The sequence below is a fragment of the Calidifontibacter terrae genome (genome assembly GCF_054778835.1).
In genome coordinates this window covers 393,891-412,494 of sequence record NZ_BAAGZF010000002.1, presented here as the reverse complement: position 1 = coordinate 412,494, position 18,604 = coordinate 393,891, and the positions used below count along the sequence as shown (strand labels likewise).

The window sequence follows — 18,604 nt, the reverse complement described above, 5'->3', positions numbered from 1 at the left end:
GCAAGCTTCCCACTCTGCTCATCGTGCGAGGGACGTCAGGCAAGGTCGCGCGCCAACGCCAGGCCGGCCGCCCGACCGGAGAAGATGCAATTGCCCAGAAAAGTGCCCTCGAGCGCGTTCTTGCCATGCACCCCACCACCGCCGAACCCGGCGGCCTCGCCGGCCGCGTACAGGCCCGGGATCGGGGCGCCCGCGCCGTCCAACACGCGCGAGTCGAGGTCGGTCTGGATGCCGCCGAGGGTCTTGCGGGTCAACACGTGCAGTTTCACGCCGATCAACGGACCATGTTTCGGATCCAGGATCGGATGCGGCGCGACGACCCGGCCAAGCCGGTCACCGCGGTAACGCCTGGCGTTGTTGATCGCGGCGACCGCGAAGTCCTTGGTGTAGCCGTTCGCGACCTCCCGATCGCGCGCGACGATCTGCCGTTCGATCAAGTCGGCATCGAGCAACGGCTGGTCGGTCAGCGCATTCATCCGCCGAACCAGGGTCTGGACATCCGGCGCGGTCACGAAGTCGGCACCCTTGTCGACGAACGCCTGCACCTCGCGCGGCGCGGACTTCGACAGCCGCGACCGAAGCGTCGCCTTGACGTCCTTCTCGGTCAGATCGAGGTTCTGCTCGGAGCCGGACAGCGCGAACTCCTTGGCGATGATGGCGGAGTTCAACACAAACCAGGAGTGGTCGTGGGCCGCCAGATCCGGGGCCGTGCGCAGGTGGCGCAGGGTGCCGATCGTGTCGTACGACGGGAAGAACGGCGCGGGCAACTGCCGGCCCAGCGCGTCGAACCACAGGGTGGACGGTGCGGCCAAAATGCGGATGGCGTGGTTCGGCCAGATCGGGTCCCAGTTGCGGATCCCCTCGACGTAATGCCACATCCGGTCGCGGTTCACCAGCCGCCCGCCGGCCCGCTCGGTGATGTCGATCATCCGGCCGTCGACGTAGGCCGGCACCCCGGTGAGCATCTCCCGCGGCGGGGTCCCGAGGTGGTCCGGCCAGAACTTGCGGACCAGGTCGTGATTACCGCCGATGCCACCCGAGGACACCACCACGGCCTGCGCGCGCAGCTCGAAATCGGCGACCTCGTCGCGGTTGCTGGCCTCGCCGCGGGCGGTGTCGGACGGCGCCAGCTGCCGACCGCGTACGCCGGTGACCGCGCCGTTCTCGACGATCAACTCATCGACACGGTGCCGGAAAGCGAAGGTGACCAGCCCCTTGGCGGCGCCGGCGCGGGCCGCGTCGATGAAGGGCGCCGCGATGCCTGTTCCAGTGCCCCACGGAACGTGGAAGCGGGGCACCGAGTTGCCATGACCCAGCGCACGCCCGTCGCCGCGCTCGGCCCAGCCGACCAGCGGCGTGAATTTCACCCCGCGGCTGGTGAGGTACTCACGCTTGATGGTGGCGGCGAATTCGACGTAGGCGCGGCCCCACTGTTTGGCCCAGTGGTCCTCGTCCTTGTCATCGCTCAGGCGGTCCCACTGGGCGCTGCCCTGCCAGTCCTGCCAGGCCAGATCGAGGCTGTCCTTGACCCCCATCCGGCGCTGCTCCGGTGAATCAATCAAGAAGATTCCGCCGAATGACCACCATGCCTGGCCACCGAGATTGGCCTCGTTCTCTTGGTCGATCACCAACACCTTGCGCCCAGCCGCCACGAGCTCTCCAGTAGCGACCAAACCTGCGAGCCCGGCTCCAACAACGATGACATCCGCGTCCATGGTCCCCGACGCTAGCCGCCACAATGGGGTCATGTCGGCCGACGCTCTGAAATCAGCGATGGACCAGCTCTACGCCGCCGAACCCGCCGGGTTCATTGCGCTGCGCAAGAAGCTGGCCGCCGACCTGCGATCGGCTGGCGAGAAGGAGACGGCTGCGACGGTCGCCGGGCTGCGCAAGCCGACCGTCGCGGCCGCGCTGATCAACGACCTGGCCCGCGAGAGCGAGCCGCCAGCCATCCCCGAGCTCAGTGACCTCGGCGAACGGATGCGCGCCGCGCAGTCCGCCATGGACACCGGCGCATTGAAGGGTCTGGCGAAGGAGCGCTCCGCCCTCGTCGACGACCTCGTCGGGCGGATGGGCGAGCCGACTGCCGCCGTACGCGAGCAGTTGGCTGACACGCTCATTGCGGCGCTCGCTGACGAACAGGCGGAGGCCGCCGTGACCAGCGGACACCTGGTGAATCCGTTGTCCTACAGCGGTTTCGGCGAAGTCGAGGTGTCTGACGCCGTCGCCGTTCCGCTGCGTGAACTGCAGGATGCGCGGCTGCAGGAGCTGGCCGAGCGGGAGAAGAACAAGGTGCGCCGATCGGTTGAAGCCAAACCGGTCGAAGCGACGCCCGTCGTGTCAGCAAAGCCCGAGCCGAAGCCGGCTGATCGAAAGCCGGCCGCGAAAAAACCAGACGCGGCAGCAAAGGCGAAACCGGTTGAGTCAGAACCCGAGCCGCCTGCGGCAGCAGCGCCGTCGCCAGTCTCTGCAGTTCCTGGGGCTCAACCGACCAACGACCCCGAAGCTCTGTACGAACTGGTGGATGCGGCCGTCACCGCCGAGCGCGAGGCATTGGCCGCGGTCGACGCGGCGCGCGCGGCCCTTGCCGCGGCGAAGGACCACGCCGCTCAAACGACGCGCGCCCGGCAGCTGGCCGAAGACCTGCTGGACCGGGCGCGCGAGGCGTAAGTCTGCGTCAGCCGGCCTGAATCTTGTTCTGGCAGTAGGTGCGCAGCTTGGTCGCGTCGGTGTTGTACTGCGTCGTCGACACCGACTTCTTGTCGGTCCGGGCCTTCGCCATCGCGTCGAAGTCCTTGGCGACGCCACCGATCAACGAGGTGAACGTCTTGTCGGCGGGCTTGGCGGTCAACGTCCGCAGGTAGGTCGCGGTCGAGGAGAAATTGCGCGCCGCACTGTCGAGGTCGGCGGACTTCTGCGACTTGACCGCTGTGTTCCAGCTGGTGACCGCGGTGTTGGAGCGACCGTTCGCGCTGACACAGGCGGTGACCAGGTTCGGGTTCACCTTGGGCGCGGCCGGCGGCGTGGAACTGGTGGTCGGGCTGCTGGGCGTCGAGGTCGTCGACGGACTCGTAGTGCTGGAGGAACTGGTCGACGACGTCGCGGCGCTCGACGACGAGGTCGCGGCAGCGGTGCTGGTCGAGGTGCTGGTCGAGGTGCTGGCGGCGGTCTTGTCAGACGATCCGGAGCAGCCGGTCAGGGCCACGGCGCTGGCGGCCACCAAGGCAGCAGCAGCGCCCCAGCGCGGGGTTCGGGCAAGCTTGTTCATCGCTCCACCATGACCGACTGGCCGTGCCGTTCCAAATCGACGAATCGGCTCAGGACTGCTCGAACGGCTGCCCGGTCGGTCCGTCGTAGGGATCCGGATCGTCCGGTCCGGAACCGGCCAGCGCGTGGTCGAGCCACCGAACAGCCGTCCATTCACCGGACGAGCTTCCTTGCAGCACAACGATTCCGGTGTTGGGCAACGCGTCCTTGTGGAACCCTCCGTCGCGCACGTTCGCGCATCGCGCGCTCGCCCAGAGACGGATCATCGCGCCGTGACTGAACAGCACCGCCGTCCGCGCACCTGTGGCCTCGATCACCCGTACGCTCTCGTCGAACCGGCCCAACGCCTGCGCCCCGGTCTCGCCGCCGGGCACCGCGAGGTCGAGGTTGCCGCCGGTCCACTGAGCCATCGTCGTCAGGTAGGTGTGCACGCTGTCGGCGTCGGTCTTCTTCTCCAGATCGCCGGCCTGGACCTCGTGGGCGCCATCGAGCACGGTCGGCGCCAGACCGAGCGCGGACACCAGGGGCGCCGCCGTCTCATGGGTGCGGACCGCGCGGCTCACAAACACCGCATCGATGCCCTCCGCGGCCAATGCCGCCGGCACGGCGGCTGCTTGCTCGCGACCCGTGTCGGTCAGACCGGGTCCCGGCAGGGTCGTGTCGAGCGAACCAGCGACGTTCGCGGGGGTCTCTCCATGGCGTACGAGGATCAGGCGCATGCAGCCATTGTGCCTACCGTCATCGGCGGCCCAGCTTCACCATCGCCATCTTGTCGAGCTGGGCCACTCGGGTCGCAGCGGCCTGCATCCGATGCGCGTCGCCGGAGTGCAACTCGGTGTTGAGTCGCTGCAGTTCGCTGAGCGCGATACCGACCTTCTTCGCGCCGGCGACTGACGCCGGCGACATCAGGTCGACCTGTGGCTCTGGAGCTGCAGCCGGCTGGACCCGTTGCGGGGCGACGGCCGCTGCTTTGAAGGTCGAGCCGAGCAGCACCGGGCTGATCGCCGAGGCGTAGGCCGCGTGGCCGGTGCGGTTCGGGTGGTAGGACTCGACGATCGGGTTCGACAGACCGTTGATCCACTCGACCGAGTCACACACGCGGTGGGTGTTGAACGGCGACCGTACGTCGACAGTTTGGAAGCCGTGGTCCTTCGCCTTGGTCAGCACCAAACTGTCGAGATCGTCGGTGGCGGTGTTGAGCGAGGTCTCTTCGCCCGGGGAGAACCAGGTGAACGCATTGCAGTCCTCGCCATTGAAAATGCGGGGGTACGTCGCGACAACCACCCGCGCATTCGGCGCCTTGCTGCGGATCGCGGTGAAGAGGCTGTCGTAGCGCGCCGGCAGCTGGCCGGTCAGCACCGATCGGCCGGTCGCGATCGCGCCGCTGCAGTCGGACATCCAGGCCGGCTGTGCACATTCGGTCAACACATCGGCGAATCCGAGGTCGTTGCCACCGATCGTGATCGTGACGTAGGCGGTCGTGGAACTCAGGGCGCCGATCTGGTTGTTCACGACGTCGGCGGTCGTTGCGCCCGAACACGCCTGGTAGCTCAACGCCAACCCCTTGGCGGCGGCGAGCAGGGCCGGGTATCCGTAGGTCGAGCGGTAACAGGAGGTGCCGTTGCTCGCTTTCGAGCCGACACCGGCCGAATACGAGTCGCCGAGTGCGACATACGAATTGCTTGCTGCGCTCACTGGTGCCACCACGAGAGTTCCGGCGGCGATGACGGCCGCCCCGATTGCGCCTTTGCGCCCTGTTGTTCCCATGACATCACCTTGGCCGCGGGGGCGGGTGGGGCGATAGACACCATTGTTCAGGACTTGGTCAAGAAATCAGCCGGCGCGAGCGCAGCACCAACTCCAGTTCGAACCGAGCGTCCGGATCTTCCAGGTCGGCGCCAAACAGCTCTCGCAACTGTCCTAGCCGATACCCCACAGTTTGTGGGTGGACGTGCAACTCCTGGGCGACTCGGCGCCGCTCGCCGCGCCACCGCAGCCAGGACTCGAGGGTGTCGAGCAGGCGCTCTCGCGCGGGGTCAGCGAGATCAGCCAGTGGGGCAAGGCGACGCGCGGCAAGGTCGTCGATCAAGGTGCGCTGGGCCGCGAGGACCACGCCGACGGTGTGGTCGACCACCCAGCGCGGTTGCTCCACCGCCGGCAGCGCGAGCGCCTGAAGCGTGGCCTGCCACGACTCGACGACCTGCTGCCAGGGTCGGGGCGGCCCGATCCATGCCGATCGACCTTCCAACCGCGCTTCCAACGAACGCCGCTGGGCCGCAGTCGAGGGGGCCGGGACCAACGCGATCGCCTGGCCGCCGCGCGCCGAGGCAAGGGCCCGTTCGCCTAGACGCATCCGCAATCCCTCAGACCGGTCCAGCGGGATCACCACCACACAGAGGACATCCGGCAGTTTCCATCCAGCGTGAACGGTGAGCCGGCGCACCTCGGCCAGGTCGGAGTGGCCGGAGAGCAACACGTTGAGCAGTGCTTGTCGGGCGCGATCGCGCTCCCCCACCTGACGGGACTGCTCGTCGGCGTAGCCCTCGATGCTGGCGGCCGACACCTCATCGATGTAGACGAAGATCGACTCCCCCAGCGCGAGCAGGCGCGCCGGCTCAAGACCGGTGGCCAGAGCGCGTTCGGCGACCATCCGGAAGGTCATCCGGGCGCCCAATCGATACGCCGCCAGCAGGGCCTCGAGCGATCGACCGGTGCGGGCCTCACCGATGCCAAGTGCGCGATAGATCGCGCGGGTCTCCGGGGTGAAGGCCGGTTCGTCGCGCCCAGGCAACTCCACGAACAGGCGGCGCATCGCGGTCTCAACCCCACGGCGTACGGCGGCTCCGAACGCGCCTTCCAACGGACGAGCGTATTCAGCGACTTCCTGCGGAATGCGGCGCACGATCGCCTCGACGACGTCGGGCAACACCTCACCGAAGACGGTCCGCACGTCCTCCGGGAGGTCGGCCCAGGGGTAACGCGGACCTAATTCAACCTCAGTCGCCACAATCCTCACCTGATTTGTTGTCGCAGCACAAAACGGATGACAAAATTCTACCCACCAACTCACCACTTGCGCTGCCTGCGCCAATCACACTGGAGCCATGGGAGTTCGTTCGGCTGTCAATCGCGTTGCCACCGCATTCACCTCCCCGCTCAGCCCGCAGGACTACTTTCAGGTGTTCAACCCGCTTGCGTCCGCGCGACAGCTGCGTGGGGTGGTCACCTCGGTGACCCGTCACGGCCACCGGTCGGCGACCATCGCCTTCCGAACAGGCAAGGACTGGGAACCGCACCTCGCCGGGCAATACGCCCGAATCGGCGTCGAGATCGACGGCGTACGGCAATGGCGCTCCTACTCGTTATCGGCCGCCGAGGGTGACGACCCGGCGATCACCGTCACCGCGATCGGCCGCGTCTCCACCTACCTGGTCGAACACACCCGCCGCGGCGATCTGCTGTTCCTCGCGCCGCCGCAGGGCGACTTCGTGTTGCCGACCGGTCCGCGACCGCTGCTGATGATCACGGCCGGCAGCGGCATCACCCCGGTGATGTCGATGCTGCGCACCCTGCTGCCGCGACGCCGCGACGCCGATGTGGTGTTGATTCACTCGGCGCGGACCGAGGCCGAGTCGCTGTTCACCGACGAACTGCGCCAGTGGGAACACGACCACGAAGGTTTCCACGTCGTACGCCGGTTGACCGCGACCGACGGCCGCATCGACTTCGCCGACCCGGCCACACTGGACCGTTTGTGCCCCGACTGGCGCTCCCGCAAGGCCTACGTCTGTGGTCCGGCGCCGTTGCTCGACGCGGCCGAGACGCTGTGGAAGTCCGCCGGCCTGCCCGATGGGCTCTCGGTCGAACGCTTTGCTGCCGCTGAGCTCGTGTCACCCGACACGGTCGGCGGATCGGTCGTGTTCGGTCGCTCAGACAAGGAGATCAGCACCGACGGAACGACCACGCTGCTCGAACTCGGCGAGGAAGCCGGAGTGTTGATGCCCCACGGCTGCCGGATGGGCATCTGCCGCAGTTGTCTCATCCCCTTGATCTCCGGCCAGGTCCGGGACCTACGCGACGGCGAAGTTCGTTGCGACGAGGGCGAGCTCATTCAGACCTGCATTTCAACCCCGGTGGGCCCAGTCCACCTCGACATCTGATCCCAACCCCCAAGGAGAGATCGATGACCATCACAGGCTCACGAGTCGAAGGCCGTACGGCCGACTACACCGCCGACAAGAAGCGCACCGGAGTGCTGCCCACCGAGGGTGGCAGCACCAACCGGCCGCCGTCGGCGGCTCACCTCACCAACGAGCAGGTGGCCGAGCTCGGCCGCGAGCTCGACGCGATCCGCGACGAGGTGCTGGCCAAGCGCGGCGCCGACGATGCCGCGTACATCCGCCGGGTGATCAAGATCGCCCGCTGCTTCGACATGGGCGGCCGGCTCTCCCTGGTGTTCGCCAAGCACAAGCCGATGCTGGCGCTCGGGATCGCAGGGGTCTCCCTGGGCAAAATCCTGGAGAACATGGAGATCGGCCACAACGTTCTGCACGGCCAGTGGGACTGGATGCGCGACCCGGACATTCACTCCACCACCTGGGAGTGGGACTTCGTCGCCCCGGCGCGCGGTTGGCAACACACCCACAACGACCTGCACCACACGTACACCAACGTGATGGGCAAGGACCGCGACGTGGGCTACAACATCCTGCGGATCAGCGACGAACAGCCGTGGCAGCGACGCGACGTGTTGAACCCGCTGGTCAACCTGATCCTGGCGCCGCTGTTCGAGTGGGGAATCGCTTCCTACGACCTCGAATGGGACCAGGTCAAGATCGGCGCGAAGACGCGCGAGAAGTTCGACGAGGACGTCGAGGCGCTCAAGGCGAAAGCAGTGCGTCAGGTACTCAAGGACTACATCGCCACCCCGCTGGCCGCGACGCTGACCGGCTCGGGCAGGTGGTCGCTGCTGGGCATGATTGCCGGCAACATGACCCGCAACGTGTGGGCGCACTCGGTGATCTTCTGCGGCCATTTCCCCGACGAGGTCGACGTCTTCGGCGAGGACGTTCTTGACGGTGAGACGCGTGGTGACTGGTATATCCGCCAGATGCTCGGCTCGGCGAACCTGAGCGGCAGCCCGCTGTTCCACATCATGACCGGCAACCTGAGCCACCAGATCGAACACCACTTGTTCCCGGACCTGCCCTCGAACCGCTACATCGAGGTCGCCCCGAAGGTGCGCGAGATCTGCGCCCGCTACGGCCTGCACTACACGACCGGGCCGCTGCCGAAGCAGCTGTTCCAGACGTGGAAGAAGATCTGCCAGTTGTCGCTGCCGGAGGACCGCAGCCGGTTGCGCGAACTGCGCCCGCGCAACCGGCGTACGAAGGTCGCGTTGGGCTGATCCCACCCGCTTCGTGACGGCCGTTCGGACTCCATGGAGACCGGACGGCCGTCGCACAGCAGACGCATAGCCGGCGCCGCCAGAGTTCTCCTCATGAACACCACCGCCGCCTCCTCGTCCCCTGCCGGTCGCCGCACCCTTCGCGGCCTGATGAGCGCGGTCTCGGTCGCCGTTCTCGGGGTGGCGATGGTGCCCGCCGCTGACGCGCAGGCCGCCGGTGTCACCACGCACAATTACCGCAACGTCGCCGCCGCGGCAGCCCCGGTCACGCCGACCGATCTGCCGACCGCCACGACCGCGCAAGCCATTCGCCTGACCTACGCAGGCGGCAGCCTTACCCGGCGCAGCTGACGCCCCCACGAACGGTCACCCGCCCCCTTCTCCTCCTTCTTGAGGGGCGGGCCTGACCTAAAAGCCCCTTCGCCGTCACCTCGGCGAAGGGGCTTCTTGGTCTAGGTCACGAGGCGCGCAGGCGATAGCCCAGCCCGCGTACGGTCTCCAGGTCGTGCCGCCCGAACGGCCGATCGATCTTGGCGCGGATGTGGCTGACTTGCTGATCAACCACGTTCGAGCGGCCGGCGTACGCGAGGTCCCACAGTGCGTGCAGCAGCAGGTTGCGCGAGAGCAACCGGTCCGGGTGGCGCATGAAGAACTCGAGCAGTTCGAACTCCCGGGGAGACAGTTCGAGCTCGATCTCGTTGCGCCAGGCCCGACGCTCGTCGGGCACCAAACGCAGGGTGCCGACCTCTAGTTGCTCTTCCGGCACCGGTCGAGAGCGTCGTGCCACCGACCGCAGCCGAGCTCCAATCTCGGCTCCGCTCGTCGGGCTGATCAGAACGTCGTCGGCGCCGGCGTCGAGCAGCCGTACGACATCGGGAACGGGCGCGTGCGCGGTGAGCACCACGATCGGCGTACGCAGGTCGGAGCCGCCGATCTCGGCAACCAGTTCAAGGTCGCCGAGCGTGGGTTGCATGGTGCAGAACACCACCACGTCGACCTCGGTCACCTCGACTCGCCAGGCGGCGAGACACGGGTCCGTGGACTCCTGAACGTCATGACCTTCCTCACGCAAAGAGGGCACCAGACGGGGTGCGATGGTGCCGGCGGGGTCGATCACGAGGACATGCATTCCGTGACGGTAAGCAGCCGCGATATCTGGTTCCTGTGCGGTGTCTTTGCCGGGCATGTTGGCGGTCCCAGCTCACGGACACGAACCCGACATGTTCACCGGTGCACCCTCGAAAGGTCCCCAGAACCCAAGAGAGCAAGGACACGATCGATGATCGCTTTGAACTGGCGCACCCGCGCCGTCGTCACCGCCGCCACCCTTGGCGTGGTCGGAGTAGGCGCCGCGAACGCGCCGGCCCACGCCGCCACGCTGCCGACGGTCCTGACGAAGATCCGCTACTGCGAGAGCGGCAACAATTACTCCGCGCAGAACCCGAGCAGCACCGCCTCCGGCGCCTACCAGTTCCTGGACAGCACCTGGCGCGGGTTGTCTGCCTCGGCCGGCTATTCGCATGCGAAGGACGCGCCGCAATCGGTGCAGGACGCGGCCGCCCTGGAGCTCTACAACTCCTCGGGCACCGCGCCCTGGGCCGCATCGCAGTCGTGCTGGGGCAGTCTGTCCTCGGCGCCGACCACGACGACCGGTGGCGGGTCGAGTTCGTCGACCACTTCTACCTCGTCCTCGTCGTCCTCTTCGTCATCGGCTGCTTCGTCGACCGCCTCGACCGCTGCTTCGACGACCTCACGCTCGTCCGCACGGGCCGCCGTCGCGACCACGAAGAAAGAAGTCAACGAGAAGCCGGCGAACAAGCCGCTGCCAGCCAAGGGTGCGCCGCTGAAGGTGGCGAAGAAGGACGCGCGACCGACGGGCGCCGCGTCCGGTCACCAGAAGCCTGCGAAGGCCAAGACCCCCACGAAGGCCGACTGCCCCACCAAGTAGTCAGCACACTGAAATAACTGGTCGGGTCACAGGTCACGCGAAATTTCGCGTTTCCTGGGACCCGACCAGTTATCTCGTTGCGGGGGTCAGCGAGGCAGTCGTCCAGCCGCCACTTCGCTGGCGTAGTCGTCGTACGAAGCGACGTAGCCGCGGTCGCCATCGGTCAGGACATAAACCTCGTCATCACCGGGTGCGAAGCCCGCATCACGCAATTCGACCTTGCGTGACTTGAAGGTGGAGGTGTGTTCGAGTGCATCGACGATCCGGATGAACAGCGGGCGGGCGTACGTCGGCAATTCCTTGCCGAGGTGATCGCCGAGGGCCTTGCCGTCGAAGGCCTGGCCTTCCTTGAGCACCACAGCAGCCATTCCGGCCTTGCCATCGCAGCCGGGAACCTCGACCCCGAAGACGGTGGAGTCCTCGACCAACGGGCTGCGGTCAAGCGCGGCTTCGACCTCGGTCGTGGCGACGTTCTCGCCCTTCCACCGGAACGTGTCGCCGAGCCGGTCGACGAACGAGACATGCTGCAGACCCTGCTTGCGCACCAAGTCACCGGTGTTGAACCAACAGTCACCGTTCTTGAATCCATTGCGCAGCAATTTCTTCTCGGTGGCCGAAGCGTCGGTGTAGCCGTCGAACGGAGCACGGTCGGTGACCTTGCTGATCAAGAGGCCCACCTCACCGGACTTCACCGCGGTGAGCTTGCCCTGCTCGTTGCGCAACGGATCCCCTGTCTCCAGGTCGTATTCGACGACCTTGTGGGGCAGCGGGCAGGTTCCGGCGGTCTCATCGATATTGAAGGCGTTGATGAACGCGACGTTGCACTCCGAGGCTCCGTAGAACTCGGCGATGCGATCAATGCCGAACCGCTGCTGGAAGTCTTTCCAGATGTCCGGGCGCAGGCCGTTGCCGACGATGACGCGGATCGCGTTGTCGCGGTCGCTGTCCTTCGGCGGGGCGGCGAGCAGATAGCGGCAAAGCTCGCCGATGTAGACGAAGGCGGTGGCGTCGAACTCGCGCACCTCCTCCCAGAACCTGCTCACCGAGAACTTCGGCGAGACAGCGAAGCTCGCACCTCCGGCCAGCACCGCGCCGAGCGCGACCGTCACCGCGTTGTTGTGATAGAGCGGCAGCGAGCAGTAGAGCGTGTCACTCGGGTGCAGGCGTACGCCGAGAGCGCCGAGGCCGCTGTACGACTTCAGCCAGCGGTAGTGGGTCATCACCGATGCCTTGGGCATGCCGGTGGTCCCGGAGGTGAAGATCAGCAGTGCGCGTTCCTTGGCGACGATGGTCGCGCAGACAGCCGGGTTCTCGGTGCCCTTGCCCTCGGCTTCGGAAGCGAGCCCGGAGTAGGTCAGCACCTGCTGCTGACCGGCGATGTCACCGGCGGTGGCGAAGTCGTCCTGCAGGTTGTCGGCGAGCAGGACCAGTCGCGCGTCGAGGATCTTGAGGCTGTGGGCGAGAACATCGCCCTTCTGGTTGTAGTTGATCAGGCCGGCCACCGCGCCGAGCTTCACGACGCCGAGGATCACCAGAAGGCTCTCGAGGTCGTTGCCGGAGTCGACACCGACCACGTCGCCCTGCTGCACGCCACGGGCGGCGAACACCTCGGCGTATTGGTTTGCGCGTTCGTTGGCCTCGCGATAGGTCAGGAGCCGGTCACGACCCTTGAGGAACGGGCGGTCGGGGTTGCGCTGGGCGACCCGCTGGAACTGCAGACCGATGGAGGCCCGGTGCGACGGTTTGCGCAGGACGAGACCAGGGGCTTCGCGAGCCAGCATGCCCAGGTCGGGCGTCATGCCGACCAGACCCTTCGTAACGTCCAGGACACTGACTCGGCGGCGGGTAATGCTCAACGTGACTCTCCTCACAAGTGGACCGTCAGCCAGGGTAGCCGCCTTTGCTACCCGCCGGTAGGATGCGCAGGTGCGTCTCGCACGGTGGGCGACGGGCAGGCTCCGTTGGTTGAGCCGCCGCGAGGAACGAGCGGCGTGTCGAAACCCCCGCTGCCCGATCTCAGTGGCGCCACACCCCATCCACCCCGTAGCCTCAACCCATCATGTGGAGCTGAGTCCGAACCGTCCCGCGCCCGAGGCCCCTGCCCGGCGGGATCCTTCGTTCCCCGAGGACTCCCTTGAATACCCTTGAACTACAAGATATTTCGCACACCTATGACGGTCGCTGGGTGCTGGACGGCATCGAACTGACGGCCTCCCCCGGCATGCGCATCGGTCTGGTCGGGCAGAACGGTTGCGGAAAGTCGACCCTGTTGCGGGTCGCTGCCGAGATCGAGGCGCCGACGCGCGGAACGGTCCGGGCGCCGGGCGACATCGGATTTTTAGCCCAAGACACCGGCCTGCGCGCCGACGCAACGATCGCGCAGGTGTTGGCGGCGGCGCTCGCGCCGCTGCATGACGCCGTACGCGATCTGGAATCGCTCGCCGCCGACCTCACCTCGGCGGGTGCAGCGGCGGCGTACGACGAAAAGCTTGCGTGGGTCACCCGCCACGATGCGTGGAGCGCGGATGCGCGAGCTGCCGCAGCGGGGTCCTCGCTCGGTCTGGCACATATCGACCCGGCGCAACCGGTGGGATCGTTGTCCGGCGGCCAGCAGACGCGGCTCGCGTTGGCGGCGCTTTTGGCGCGCCGACCCGACTGTCTGCTGCTCGACGAGCCGACCAACCACCTCGACGATGCGGCGTTGGAGTTCCTTCAACAGCAGTTGCTCGACTCGGCCGGGATCCTCGTCGCCGCCTCGCACGACCGGGTGTTCCTCGACGCGGTCTGCACCACGATCGTTGACCTGGACCGCACTCATTTCGGCGTGGATGGGCGTGGCGGGCGGACCTATACCGGCAACTACAGCGACTTCCGCGAGCAACAGCGCAAGGCTCGGGTCCGATGGCAAGAGGATTTCGAGGCGCAACAGGAGGAACTGAGCCGGCTCCGGCTGGCCGCCAAAACAACCAACCTCGATGTCGCACACAATCGTCCGCCGCGTGACGGCGACAAGTTCATCCACGCGTTCAAGGGTTCGCGGGTGCAACAGACGGTCAGTCGACGGCGACGCAACGCCGAGCAGCGGATCGCCGAGGTCGAGCGCTCGCTGATCGCGAAACCACCGAAACCGCTGCGCTTCGCGGGTGCGTTCACCGCCGATTACGCGGGGTCGCTGGCTGTGCGCAACGCTCGAACTGCGGGCAGGTTCGCGGTCGAGCGACTCGACATTGCGGCGGGCGAGCATGTCCTGTTGACCGGCGCGAACGGGAGCGGAAAGTCGAGCCTGCTGGCCGCGATCGCCGGCGAGCTGGTGGTAGCCGAGGGTTCGGTCGACGTCTCATCCCGACGAATCGGGTTCCTACGTCAGGAGATTCGTTTCTCGGCCTCGGAGCGCACTCCGATCCAGGCATACGGCGATGACCCCGCGCGGCCGTCACTGGACGAGCTCGGCCTGCTGCCGCCGCGGGACGCGCGACGCCCGATCCGGGAACTCAGCCTCGGTCAGCAGCAGCGGCTCGCGCTAGCCCTGCTGATCGCCGATCTTCCCGACCTGGTCCTGTTGGACGAGCCCACCAACCACCTATCGCTGCGCCTCGTCGAGGAGTTGGAGGCCGCCCTGCTGGAGGCTGCGCCGACGGTGATCGTGGCGTCGCACGATCGGTGGCTGCGCGGGCGATGGCAAGGGACGACCCACCACCTCCAGCCGCCCGTCGGTTGAGCCGCCGAGGTACACCCCATCGGTTGAGCCGCCGAGGCGCTAGCCGAGGCGTGTCGAAACCTCGGCGGCTCGGCACCTGTCAGACCTGCGCACTACCGTTCGGCCCATGACCGACCGCATCGCTGCCCTAGCCTCGATCTCGATCAACTGCCCCTCCCCGGACCAGCTCGCGCCGTTCTACCGCGGCCTGCTCGGGCTCGAGGAAGCATTCGCGACGCCGGACCGCAGCGTGATCTGCCTTTCCGGCGCAGGACCGATGATCACGCTGATGAAGGTCGAGGAGTTTGTCCGGCCGACCTGGCCCGGCAGCGCGCAACTCCACCTCGATCTCGCGGCCGAGGACCTCGACGCCGACGTACGCGCGGCCGTCGCCCTCGGAGCGCAGGAGGCAGCGACGCAGCCCGCCCCCGACCAGTGGCGCGTGATGCTCGACCCGGTCGGCCACCCGTTCTGCCTGAGCGCCGTCCGCCCGGACTGATGCCTTCCGACTCGGAACTACTCCACCGTCACTGACTTCGCCAGGTTCCGTGGGCGGTCGATGTCCCGCCCGAGGGCGGTGGCCACCTGATAGGCCAGCAACTGCAACGGGATGGTCAGGAGCAGCGGGTCGAGCTCGCGCTCGTTCTTCGGGACGTCAATGCGCGCAGCGTCCACATCGATGTCGACACCCTCGTGGGTGACCACGACAAGCGGACCCTTACGCGCCGAAACTTCGTGCAGCGCGCCGAGGTTCCGATCGACCAGTTCGTCATCGGGAACGATCGCCACCGTCGGCATCTCGGGCGAGATCAGCGCCAGCGGACCGTGCTTCAGCTCGCTACTGGGATAGGCCTCCGCGTGGAGATACGAAATCTCCTTCAGCTTCTGCGCCCCCTCGCGCGCCACCGGGTAGCCGCGCACCCGACCGATGTAGAACACCGACTGTGCTTTCGCGAACGACACAGCCACGTCTGTGTAGGCCGACTCGCTGTCGAGTATCTGCTGAACCTGCGCGGGGATCTTTTCAAGGCCCGCGAGGATCCGCGCACCGTCGGCGTGGGAGAGGTCGCGCACCCGACCGAGCAGAACAGCCAGCATGGCGAAACCAACGCCCATGTGGGTCAACACCTTCGTCGACGCCACGCTGACCTCCGGCCCAGCGTGCAGGTAGATCCCGCCCGTGCAAGCTCGCGCGATCGAGGACCCCACGACATTCACCAGTCCGACGACATGGCCGCCCTTGCGCTGAATCTCCTGCACCGCGAAGAGCGTGTCGGCGGTCTCCCCCGACTGGCTGACTGCGACGTAGAGCGTGTCGGGTTCGATGATCGGATTGCGGTAACGGAACTCCGACGCGGGCTCGGCATCGGCCGGGATGCGGGCCAGGTCCTCGATCAACGACGCACCCAACTGTCCGATGTAATAGGCCGAACCGCAGCCGATCGCCTTCACCCGTTTGAACGAGCGCAGCTCGCGCGCGTCGAGGCCGAGCCCGTCGAGGCGCACGGTCGCAAATCGGTGGTCCAGGCGCCCGGAGAGCATCCGGCGCAGCGACTCCGGCTGCTCGAACATCTCCTTGTGCATGAAGGTCTCGTGTTCGCCCACCTCGCTGTCGAGCAGTTCCGCATCGACGGTCTGCGGTTGTTTGCCGGTGTCGGCGGACTCCGCGGTGAACGTACGGAAGCTGTCCGCGGTCACGACCGCACATTCGCCATCGTCGAGGTGCACCACGCTCGAGGTGTGCCGCACGATCGCGGCCGGATCGGACGCGACGAACATCTCGTGGTCGCCGACGCCCAAGACCAGTGGTGAGCCCTGGCGGGCGACGACGATCCGGTCGGGCCGCGCGGTGTCCAGGACCGCGATCGCGAACGTGCCGCTGATCCGGGACAACGCGTCGAGCACCTTCTCCTCCAAGGAGTCTGCCGCCGAGCGCGCGATCAGATGGGCCAAGGCCTCGGTGTCTGTGTCCGAGGCGAACTCGATGCCGTCAGCCGAGAGCGACGCCCGCAGCCCGCTCGCGTTGTCGATGATTCCGTTGTGCACCAACAGGATTCGACCATCGTACGACCGGTGCGGGTGAGCATTCGCCTCCGTCGCAGGCCCATGCGTCGCCCACCGGGTGTGGCCGATTCCGACGGTCGCCGAGATGCGCTTCGGCAACGCCGCCTCGAGGTCGCGCACCCGCCCAACGGCGCGTACGACCCTCGGGCCGCGCGCGCTGATCACGCCGACGCCGGCCGAGTCATAGCCGCGGTATTCCAACTTGCCCAGGCCCTCGATGATGACCGGCAATGCCTGGTTCGGGCCGATGTAGCCCACGATTCCGCACATCTGCGAATCCCTTTCAGCCGTAAACGATGCGCCGCAACTGGCGCGCGGTGAGTTCTGGGGCGGCGAACCGGGTCTGCCGCAGTTCGTCGCCGATCAGGTCGAAAATCTCGTCATTGCGCTTGCCGTAGGTCTGATGGTGCTGATGGCGCCGCCGGACGAACTCCTCGACCGTTTCGTGGTGCCAGGCGAGAACGTCGTCGACGACTCGGGCCGCTTCCGCCGGCGACAAGCCGGTCGTCTCCGCGATTCGACGCACGAGTTCCTCATCAGGCACGTTGAGGATCGTGCACCCGAATGGAACGAAATAACAACAATCTGCCCGAAATCGGGCAAGGAACAGCGCAGAGGTGACCGCTCTCACCACCGGATCCCTTTCCTTCGGGCGTCGCGAGGGAGGTACGTTCGAGAGCATGGACCAGGGGACACGTGCGGGCCGCAAGCCGATGCCGCGCGGCAGCGCGATCGCCTGGCGAGCCCCGATCGCGACCGACCTAGCCCGCTTGGCCGCGGCCGGGCGCCTGCAGTTCACCGAGGTCGTCGCGGAGAACATCGACCCAGCCCACGCGCCGCAGCCGCTGTTGGATCTGGCCCGCCAGGTCACCGTCATCCCGCACGGCGTCAGCCTCGGCCTCGCCGACGCCTCCACCCCGGATCCGGCCCGGCTGCAACGACTTTCGCAACTCGCCGAACTGTTCGACGCCCCGCTGGTCAGTGAACATCTGGCGTTCGTACGCGCCGCAGAGACCCCGGACGCACTGCACGGCGACGTGTTGGAAGCAGGCCACCTCATGCCCCCGCCGCGCACCCAGCAGATGCTTGAGGTCGTCGTGGAGAACATCGAAATCGCCCAGTCTCAGCTCCCGGTCCCGCTGGCGATCGAGAACATCGCCGCGCTGCTGCGCTGGCCGGAGGACGAGTTCGACGAGCCCGAATTCCTGAGCGAGATCGTGCGACGTACCGGCGTTCGGATCGTGCTCGACGTCGCGAACCTGCATTCAAGCGCCACCGCCCGCGGAACCGACGCCTACGACGAACTGCTGCGCTTTCCCCTCGACGCCGTCGCCTACGTGCACGTCGCCGGCGGCACCGAGCGCGACGGCCTCTACATCGACACCCACGGTCACGCTGTGCCGAAATCGGTCGCCGACCTACTGACCTCGTACGTCGCTCATTGCACAGCGGTCGGCGCACCGCTGCCGGGAATCATGCTGGAGCGCGACACCGACATCCACTCCGAGGCCGTTCTGCGCGACCTCGACACGATCGATCATGCTGTGACGCAAGGACTTTCGCGTGTCAACACGTGATGAGCTCGGCGCCCGGATGAATGAGGTTGTCGGCCAACTGCTGCGCGGCGAGACCCCTGACGGATTCGATCAGCTGCGCGCGCGCCACACCGGCAGAATCCTGGCGATGAAGCGCGTCGGTGGCATGACCCACGTGCGCCCCGACATCGAACTGCTCCCCCAGTGGCGCGAGCGCGCGATCGAGTTCGTGATGGCGACCGTGGCGGGGAAATGCTCCCACTGGGACGCCGAAATGTTCCCGGAGTGGGTGCGCGATCATCCCCACGAAGGCGACAGGGACTGGCTGGCGCTCGACGACGTACGGGCTGGTCGGCGCCGCGTCGCGCGCATCAGGCTGAAGGGTCGAAGCCACCTCGTGTGGCGGCGCGCCGGCCAGGTTCAGGCCTGGCCGTCGCTCTCCTCGACCTGATCCAGCGCAGCAGCTTCCGCCCGCTGCGACCGGCGGCGAAACATCAGCGTGACGACGACACAGACCAGCAGGCCGACGAAGAACCCGATCGCGAGCCCCGGCATCCCGTTGGCGTTCTCACCGCCCTTGGCCCACACGATCAGCGCGAGCACGGTGACCAGCAGGCAGAGCCCGCCCAGGACTGACACCATCGCCGCCGCGAACCGGAGGGCGAGAAGTTGGAACATGCTTGGCT

At 67.0% G+C, this 18,604-nt stretch carries 20 protein-coding genes; 10 read left to right on the top strand and 10 right to left on the bottom strand.

Features of this window, described 5'->3' with window-relative positions:
- Window positions 1-35: 35 nt before the first annotated feature.
- Window positions 36-1,715: an FAD-binding dehydrogenase gene (locus ACYU98_RS04670; RefSeq protein WP_460467028.1), complete on the bottom strand. Its 1,680-nt coding sequence runs from the start codon at window positions 1,713-1,715 to the stop codon at window positions 36-38.
- A 31-nt stretch (window positions 1,716-1,746) separates the two neighbouring features.
- Between ACYU98_RS04670 and ACYU98_RS04665 the strand changes: the two genes are divergently transcribed.
- Window positions 1,747-2,670 carry a hypothetical protein gene (locus ACYU98_RS04665; protein WP_460467027.1) on the top strand — a complete coding sequence of 308 codons (924 nt, stop codon included), beginning with the start codon at window positions 1,747-1,749 and terminating at the stop codon, window positions 2,668-2,670.
- 7 nt (window positions 2,671-2,677) lie between these two features.
- Here ACYU98_RS04665 and ACYU98_RS04660 read toward each other — a convergent pair whose 3' ends face one another.
- Window positions 2,678-3,004 (bottom strand): hypothetical protein, encoded by a 327-nt coding sequence (locus ACYU98_RS04660; RefSeq protein ID WP_460467026.1) that lies wholly within the window; start codon window positions 3,002-3,004, stop codon window positions 2,678-2,680.
- On the opposite strand from ACYU98_RS04660, the gene ACYU98_RS04655 reads away from it, so the two are divergent.
- Window positions 2,985-3,281 carry a hypothetical protein gene (locus ACYU98_RS04655; RefSeq protein WP_460467025.1) on the top strand — a complete coding sequence of 99 codons (297 nt, stop codon included), beginning with the start codon at window positions 2,985-2,987 and terminating at the stop codon, window positions 3,279-3,281. The genes ACYU98_RS04660 and ACYU98_RS04655 overlap by 20 nt on opposite strands.
- 36 nt (window positions 3,282-3,317) lie before the next feature.
- On the opposite strand, the gene ACYU98_RS04650 is transcribed toward ACYU98_RS04655, so the two are convergent.
- From ACYU98_RS04650 to ACYU98_RS04640, 3 genes are read right to left on the bottom strand one after another with little or no spacing between them, the layout of a single operon-like run.
- Complete coding sequence (locus ACYU98_RS04650) at window positions 3,318-3,986, bottom strand: histidine phosphatase family protein (protein WP_460467024.1); 669 nt, start codon at window positions 3,984-3,986, stop codon at window positions 3,318-3,320.
- A gap of 19 nt (window positions 3,987-4,005) precedes the next feature.
- On the bottom strand, window positions 4,006-5,034 hold the full coding sequence (locus ACYU98_RS04645) for an SGNH/GDSL hydrolase family protein (RefSeq protein WP_460467023.1): 1,029 nt from the start codon (window positions 5,032-5,034) through the stop codon (window positions 4,006-4,008).
- Between the two features lie 58 nt (window positions 5,035-5,092).
- Complete coding sequence (locus ACYU98_RS04640; RefSeq protein WP_460467022.1) at window positions 5,093-6,274, bottom strand: PucR family transcriptional regulator; 1,182 nt, start codon at window positions 6,272-6,274, stop codon at window positions 5,093-5,095.
- Window positions 6,275-6,371: 97 nt separating this feature from the next.
- Between ACYU98_RS04640 and ACYU98_RS04635 the strand changes: the two genes are divergently transcribed.
- The 3 genes from ACYU98_RS04635 (at window position 6,372) to ACYU98_RS04625 (ending at window position 9,025) form a co-directional block, all read left to right on the top strand.
- A complete protein-coding gene (locus ACYU98_RS04635) occupies window positions 6,372-7,427 on the top strand; it encodes a ferredoxin reductase (protein ID WP_460467021.1) in 1,056 nt (351 codons plus the stop codon).
- Window positions 7,428-7,450: 23 nt separating this feature from the next.
- Window positions 7,451-8,674 carry a fatty acid desaturase family protein gene (locus ACYU98_RS04630; RefSeq protein WP_460467020.1) on the top strand — a complete coding sequence of 408 codons (1,224 nt, stop codon included), beginning with the start codon at window positions 7,451-7,453 and terminating at the stop codon, window positions 8,672-8,674.
- A 93-nt stretch (window positions 8,675-8,767) separates the two neighbouring features.
- On the top strand, window positions 8,768-9,025 hold the full coding sequence (locus ACYU98_RS04625; protein WP_460467019.1) for a hypothetical protein: 258 nt from the start codon (window positions 8,768-8,770) through the stop codon (window positions 9,023-9,025).
- Window positions 9,026-9,131: 106 nt separating this feature from the next.
- Here the strand turns inward: ACYU98_RS04625 and ACYU98_RS04620 are convergent, their stop codons facing one another.
- Window positions 9,132-9,803 carry a response regulator transcription factor gene (locus tag ACYU98_RS04620; RefSeq protein ID WP_460467018.1) on the bottom strand — a complete coding sequence of 224 codons (672 nt, stop codon included), beginning with the start codon at window positions 9,801-9,803 and terminating at the stop codon, window positions 9,132-9,134.
- A gap of 150 nt (window positions 9,804-9,953) precedes the next feature.
- Here ACYU98_RS04620 and ACYU98_RS04615 point away from each other — a divergent pair, with 150 nt between their 5' ends.
- Window positions 9,954-10,622, top strand: coding sequence for a transglycosylase family protein (locus ACYU98_RS04615; RefSeq protein ID WP_460467017.1), 669 nt, complete (start codon window positions 9,954-9,956; stop codon window positions 10,620-10,622).
- Window positions 10,623-10,708: 86 nt separating this feature from the next.
- Here ACYU98_RS04615 and ACYU98_RS04610 read toward each other — a convergent pair whose 3' ends face one another.
- Window positions 10,709-12,493 carry a long-chain-acyl-CoA synthetase gene (locus tag ACYU98_RS04610; protein WP_460467016.1) on the bottom strand — a complete coding sequence of 595 codons (1,785 nt, stop codon included), beginning with the start codon at window positions 12,491-12,493 and terminating at the stop codon, window positions 10,709-10,711.
- A 314-nt stretch (window positions 12,494-12,807) separates the two neighbouring features.
- Between ACYU98_RS04610 and ACYU98_RS04605 the strand changes: the two genes are divergently transcribed.
- Both ACYU98_RS04605 and ACYU98_RS04600 read left to right on the top strand, forming a co-directional pair.
- Entirely contained in the window at window positions 12,808-14,340 is a 1,533-nt protein-coding gene (locus ACYU98_RS04605) for an ATP-binding cassette domain-containing protein (protein WP_460467015.1), read from the top strand.
- Window positions 14,341-14,446: 106 nt separating this feature from the next.
- A complete protein-coding gene (locus tag ACYU98_RS04600) occupies window positions 14,447-14,818 on the top strand; it encodes a VOC family protein (protein WP_460467014.1) in 372 nt (123 codons plus the stop codon).
- Between the two features lie 17 nt (window positions 14,819-14,835).
- Here the strand turns inward: ACYU98_RS04600 and glmS are convergent, their stop codons facing one another.
- Window positions 14,836-16,653, bottom strand: a complete 1,818-nt coding sequence (gene glmS / locus ACYU98_RS04595) for a glutamine--fructose-6-phosphate transaminase (isomerizing) (protein ID WP_460467013.1) — start codon at window positions 16,651-16,653, stop codon at window positions 14,836-14,838.
- A gap of 13 nt (window positions 16,654-16,666) precedes the next feature.
- Entirely contained in the window at window positions 16,667-16,927 is a 261-nt protein-coding gene (locus ACYU98_RS04590) for a hypothetical protein (RefSeq protein ID WP_460467012.1), read from the bottom strand.
- Window positions 16,928-17,063: 136 nt separating this feature from the next.
- Between ACYU98_RS04590 and ACYU98_RS04585 the strand changes: the two genes are divergently transcribed.
- Window positions 17,064-17,960: an MbnB/TglH/ChrH family RiPP precursor modification enzyme gene (locus ACYU98_RS04585; protein ID WP_460467011.1), complete on the top strand. Its 897-nt coding sequence runs from the start codon at window positions 17,064-17,066 to the stop codon at window positions 17,958-17,960.
- Window positions 17,947-18,369, top strand: coding sequence for a hypothetical protein (locus ACYU98_RS04580; protein WP_460467010.1), 423 nt, complete (start codon window positions 17,947-17,949; stop codon window positions 18,367-18,369). Before ACYU98_RS04585 ends, ACYU98_RS04580 begins: the two co-directional genes overlap by 14 nt.
- Here the strand turns inward: ACYU98_RS04580 and ACYU98_RS04575 are convergent.
- A complete protein-coding gene (locus ACYU98_RS04575; protein WP_460467009.1) occupies window positions 18,339-18,596 on the bottom strand; it encodes a hypothetical protein in 258 nt (85 codons plus the stop codon). The two genes, ACYU98_RS04580 and ACYU98_RS04575, sit on opposite strands and share 31 nt — an antisense overlap.
- Window positions 18,597-18,604: the final 8 nt, after the last annotated feature.

What these genes read in the sequence shown, in the direction of transcription:
- ACYU98_RS04670 (WP_460467028.1), bottom strand. Translation starts at nt 1,715, where the DNA reads ATGGACGCGGATGTCATCGTTGTTGGAGCCGGGCTCGCAGGTTTGGTC.
- ACYU98_RS04665 (WP_460467027.1), top strand. Translation starts at nt 1,747, where the DNA reads ATGTCGGCCGACGCTCTGAAATCAGCGATGGACCAGCTCTACGCCGCC.
- ACYU98_RS04650 (WP_460467024.1), bottom strand. Translation starts at nt 3,986, where the DNA reads ATGCGCCTGATCCTCGTACGCCATGGAGAGACCCCCGCGAACGTCGCT.
- ACYU98_RS04645 (WP_460467023.1), bottom strand. Translation starts at nt 5,034, where the DNA reads ATGGGAACAACAGGGCGCAAAGGCGCAATCGGGGCGGCCGTCATCGCC.
- ACYU98_RS04635 (WP_460467021.1), top strand. Translation starts at nt 6,372, where the DNA reads ATGGGAGTTCGTTCGGCTGTCAATCGCGTTGCCACCGCATTCACCTCC.
- ACYU98_RS04630 (WP_460467020.1), top strand. Translation starts at nt 7,451, where the DNA reads ATGACCATCACAGGCTCACGAGTCGAAGGCCGTACGGCCGACTACACC.
- ACYU98_RS04625 (WP_460467019.1), top strand. Translation starts at nt 8,768, where the DNA reads ATGAACACCACCGCCGCCTCCTCGTCCCCTGCCGGTCGCCGCACCCTT.
- ACYU98_RS04620 (WP_460467018.1), bottom strand. Translation starts at nt 9,803, where the DNA reads ATGCATGTCCTCGTGATCGACCCCGCCGGCACCATCGCACCCCGTCTG.
- ACYU98_RS04615 (WP_460467017.1), top strand. Translation starts at nt 9,954, where the DNA reads ATGATCGCTTTGAACTGGCGCACCCGCGCCGTCGTCACCGCCGCCACC.
- ACYU98_RS04600 (WP_460467014.1), top strand. Translation starts at nt 14,447, where the DNA reads ATGACCGACCGCATCGCTGCCCTAGCCTCGATCTCGATCAACTGCCCC.
- glmS (WP_460467013.1), bottom strand. Translation starts at nt 16,653, where the DNA reads ATGTGCGGAATCGTGGGCTACATCGGCCCGAACCAGGCATTGCCGGTC.
- ACYU98_RS04585 (WP_460467011.1), top strand. Translation starts at nt 17,064, where the DNA reads ATGGACCAGGGGACACGTGCGGGCCGCAAGCCGATGCCGCGCGGCAGC.
- ACYU98_RS04575 (WP_460467009.1), bottom strand. Translation starts at nt 18,596, where the DNA reads ATGTTCCAACTTCTCGCCCTCCGGTTCGCGGCGGCGATGGTGTCAGTC.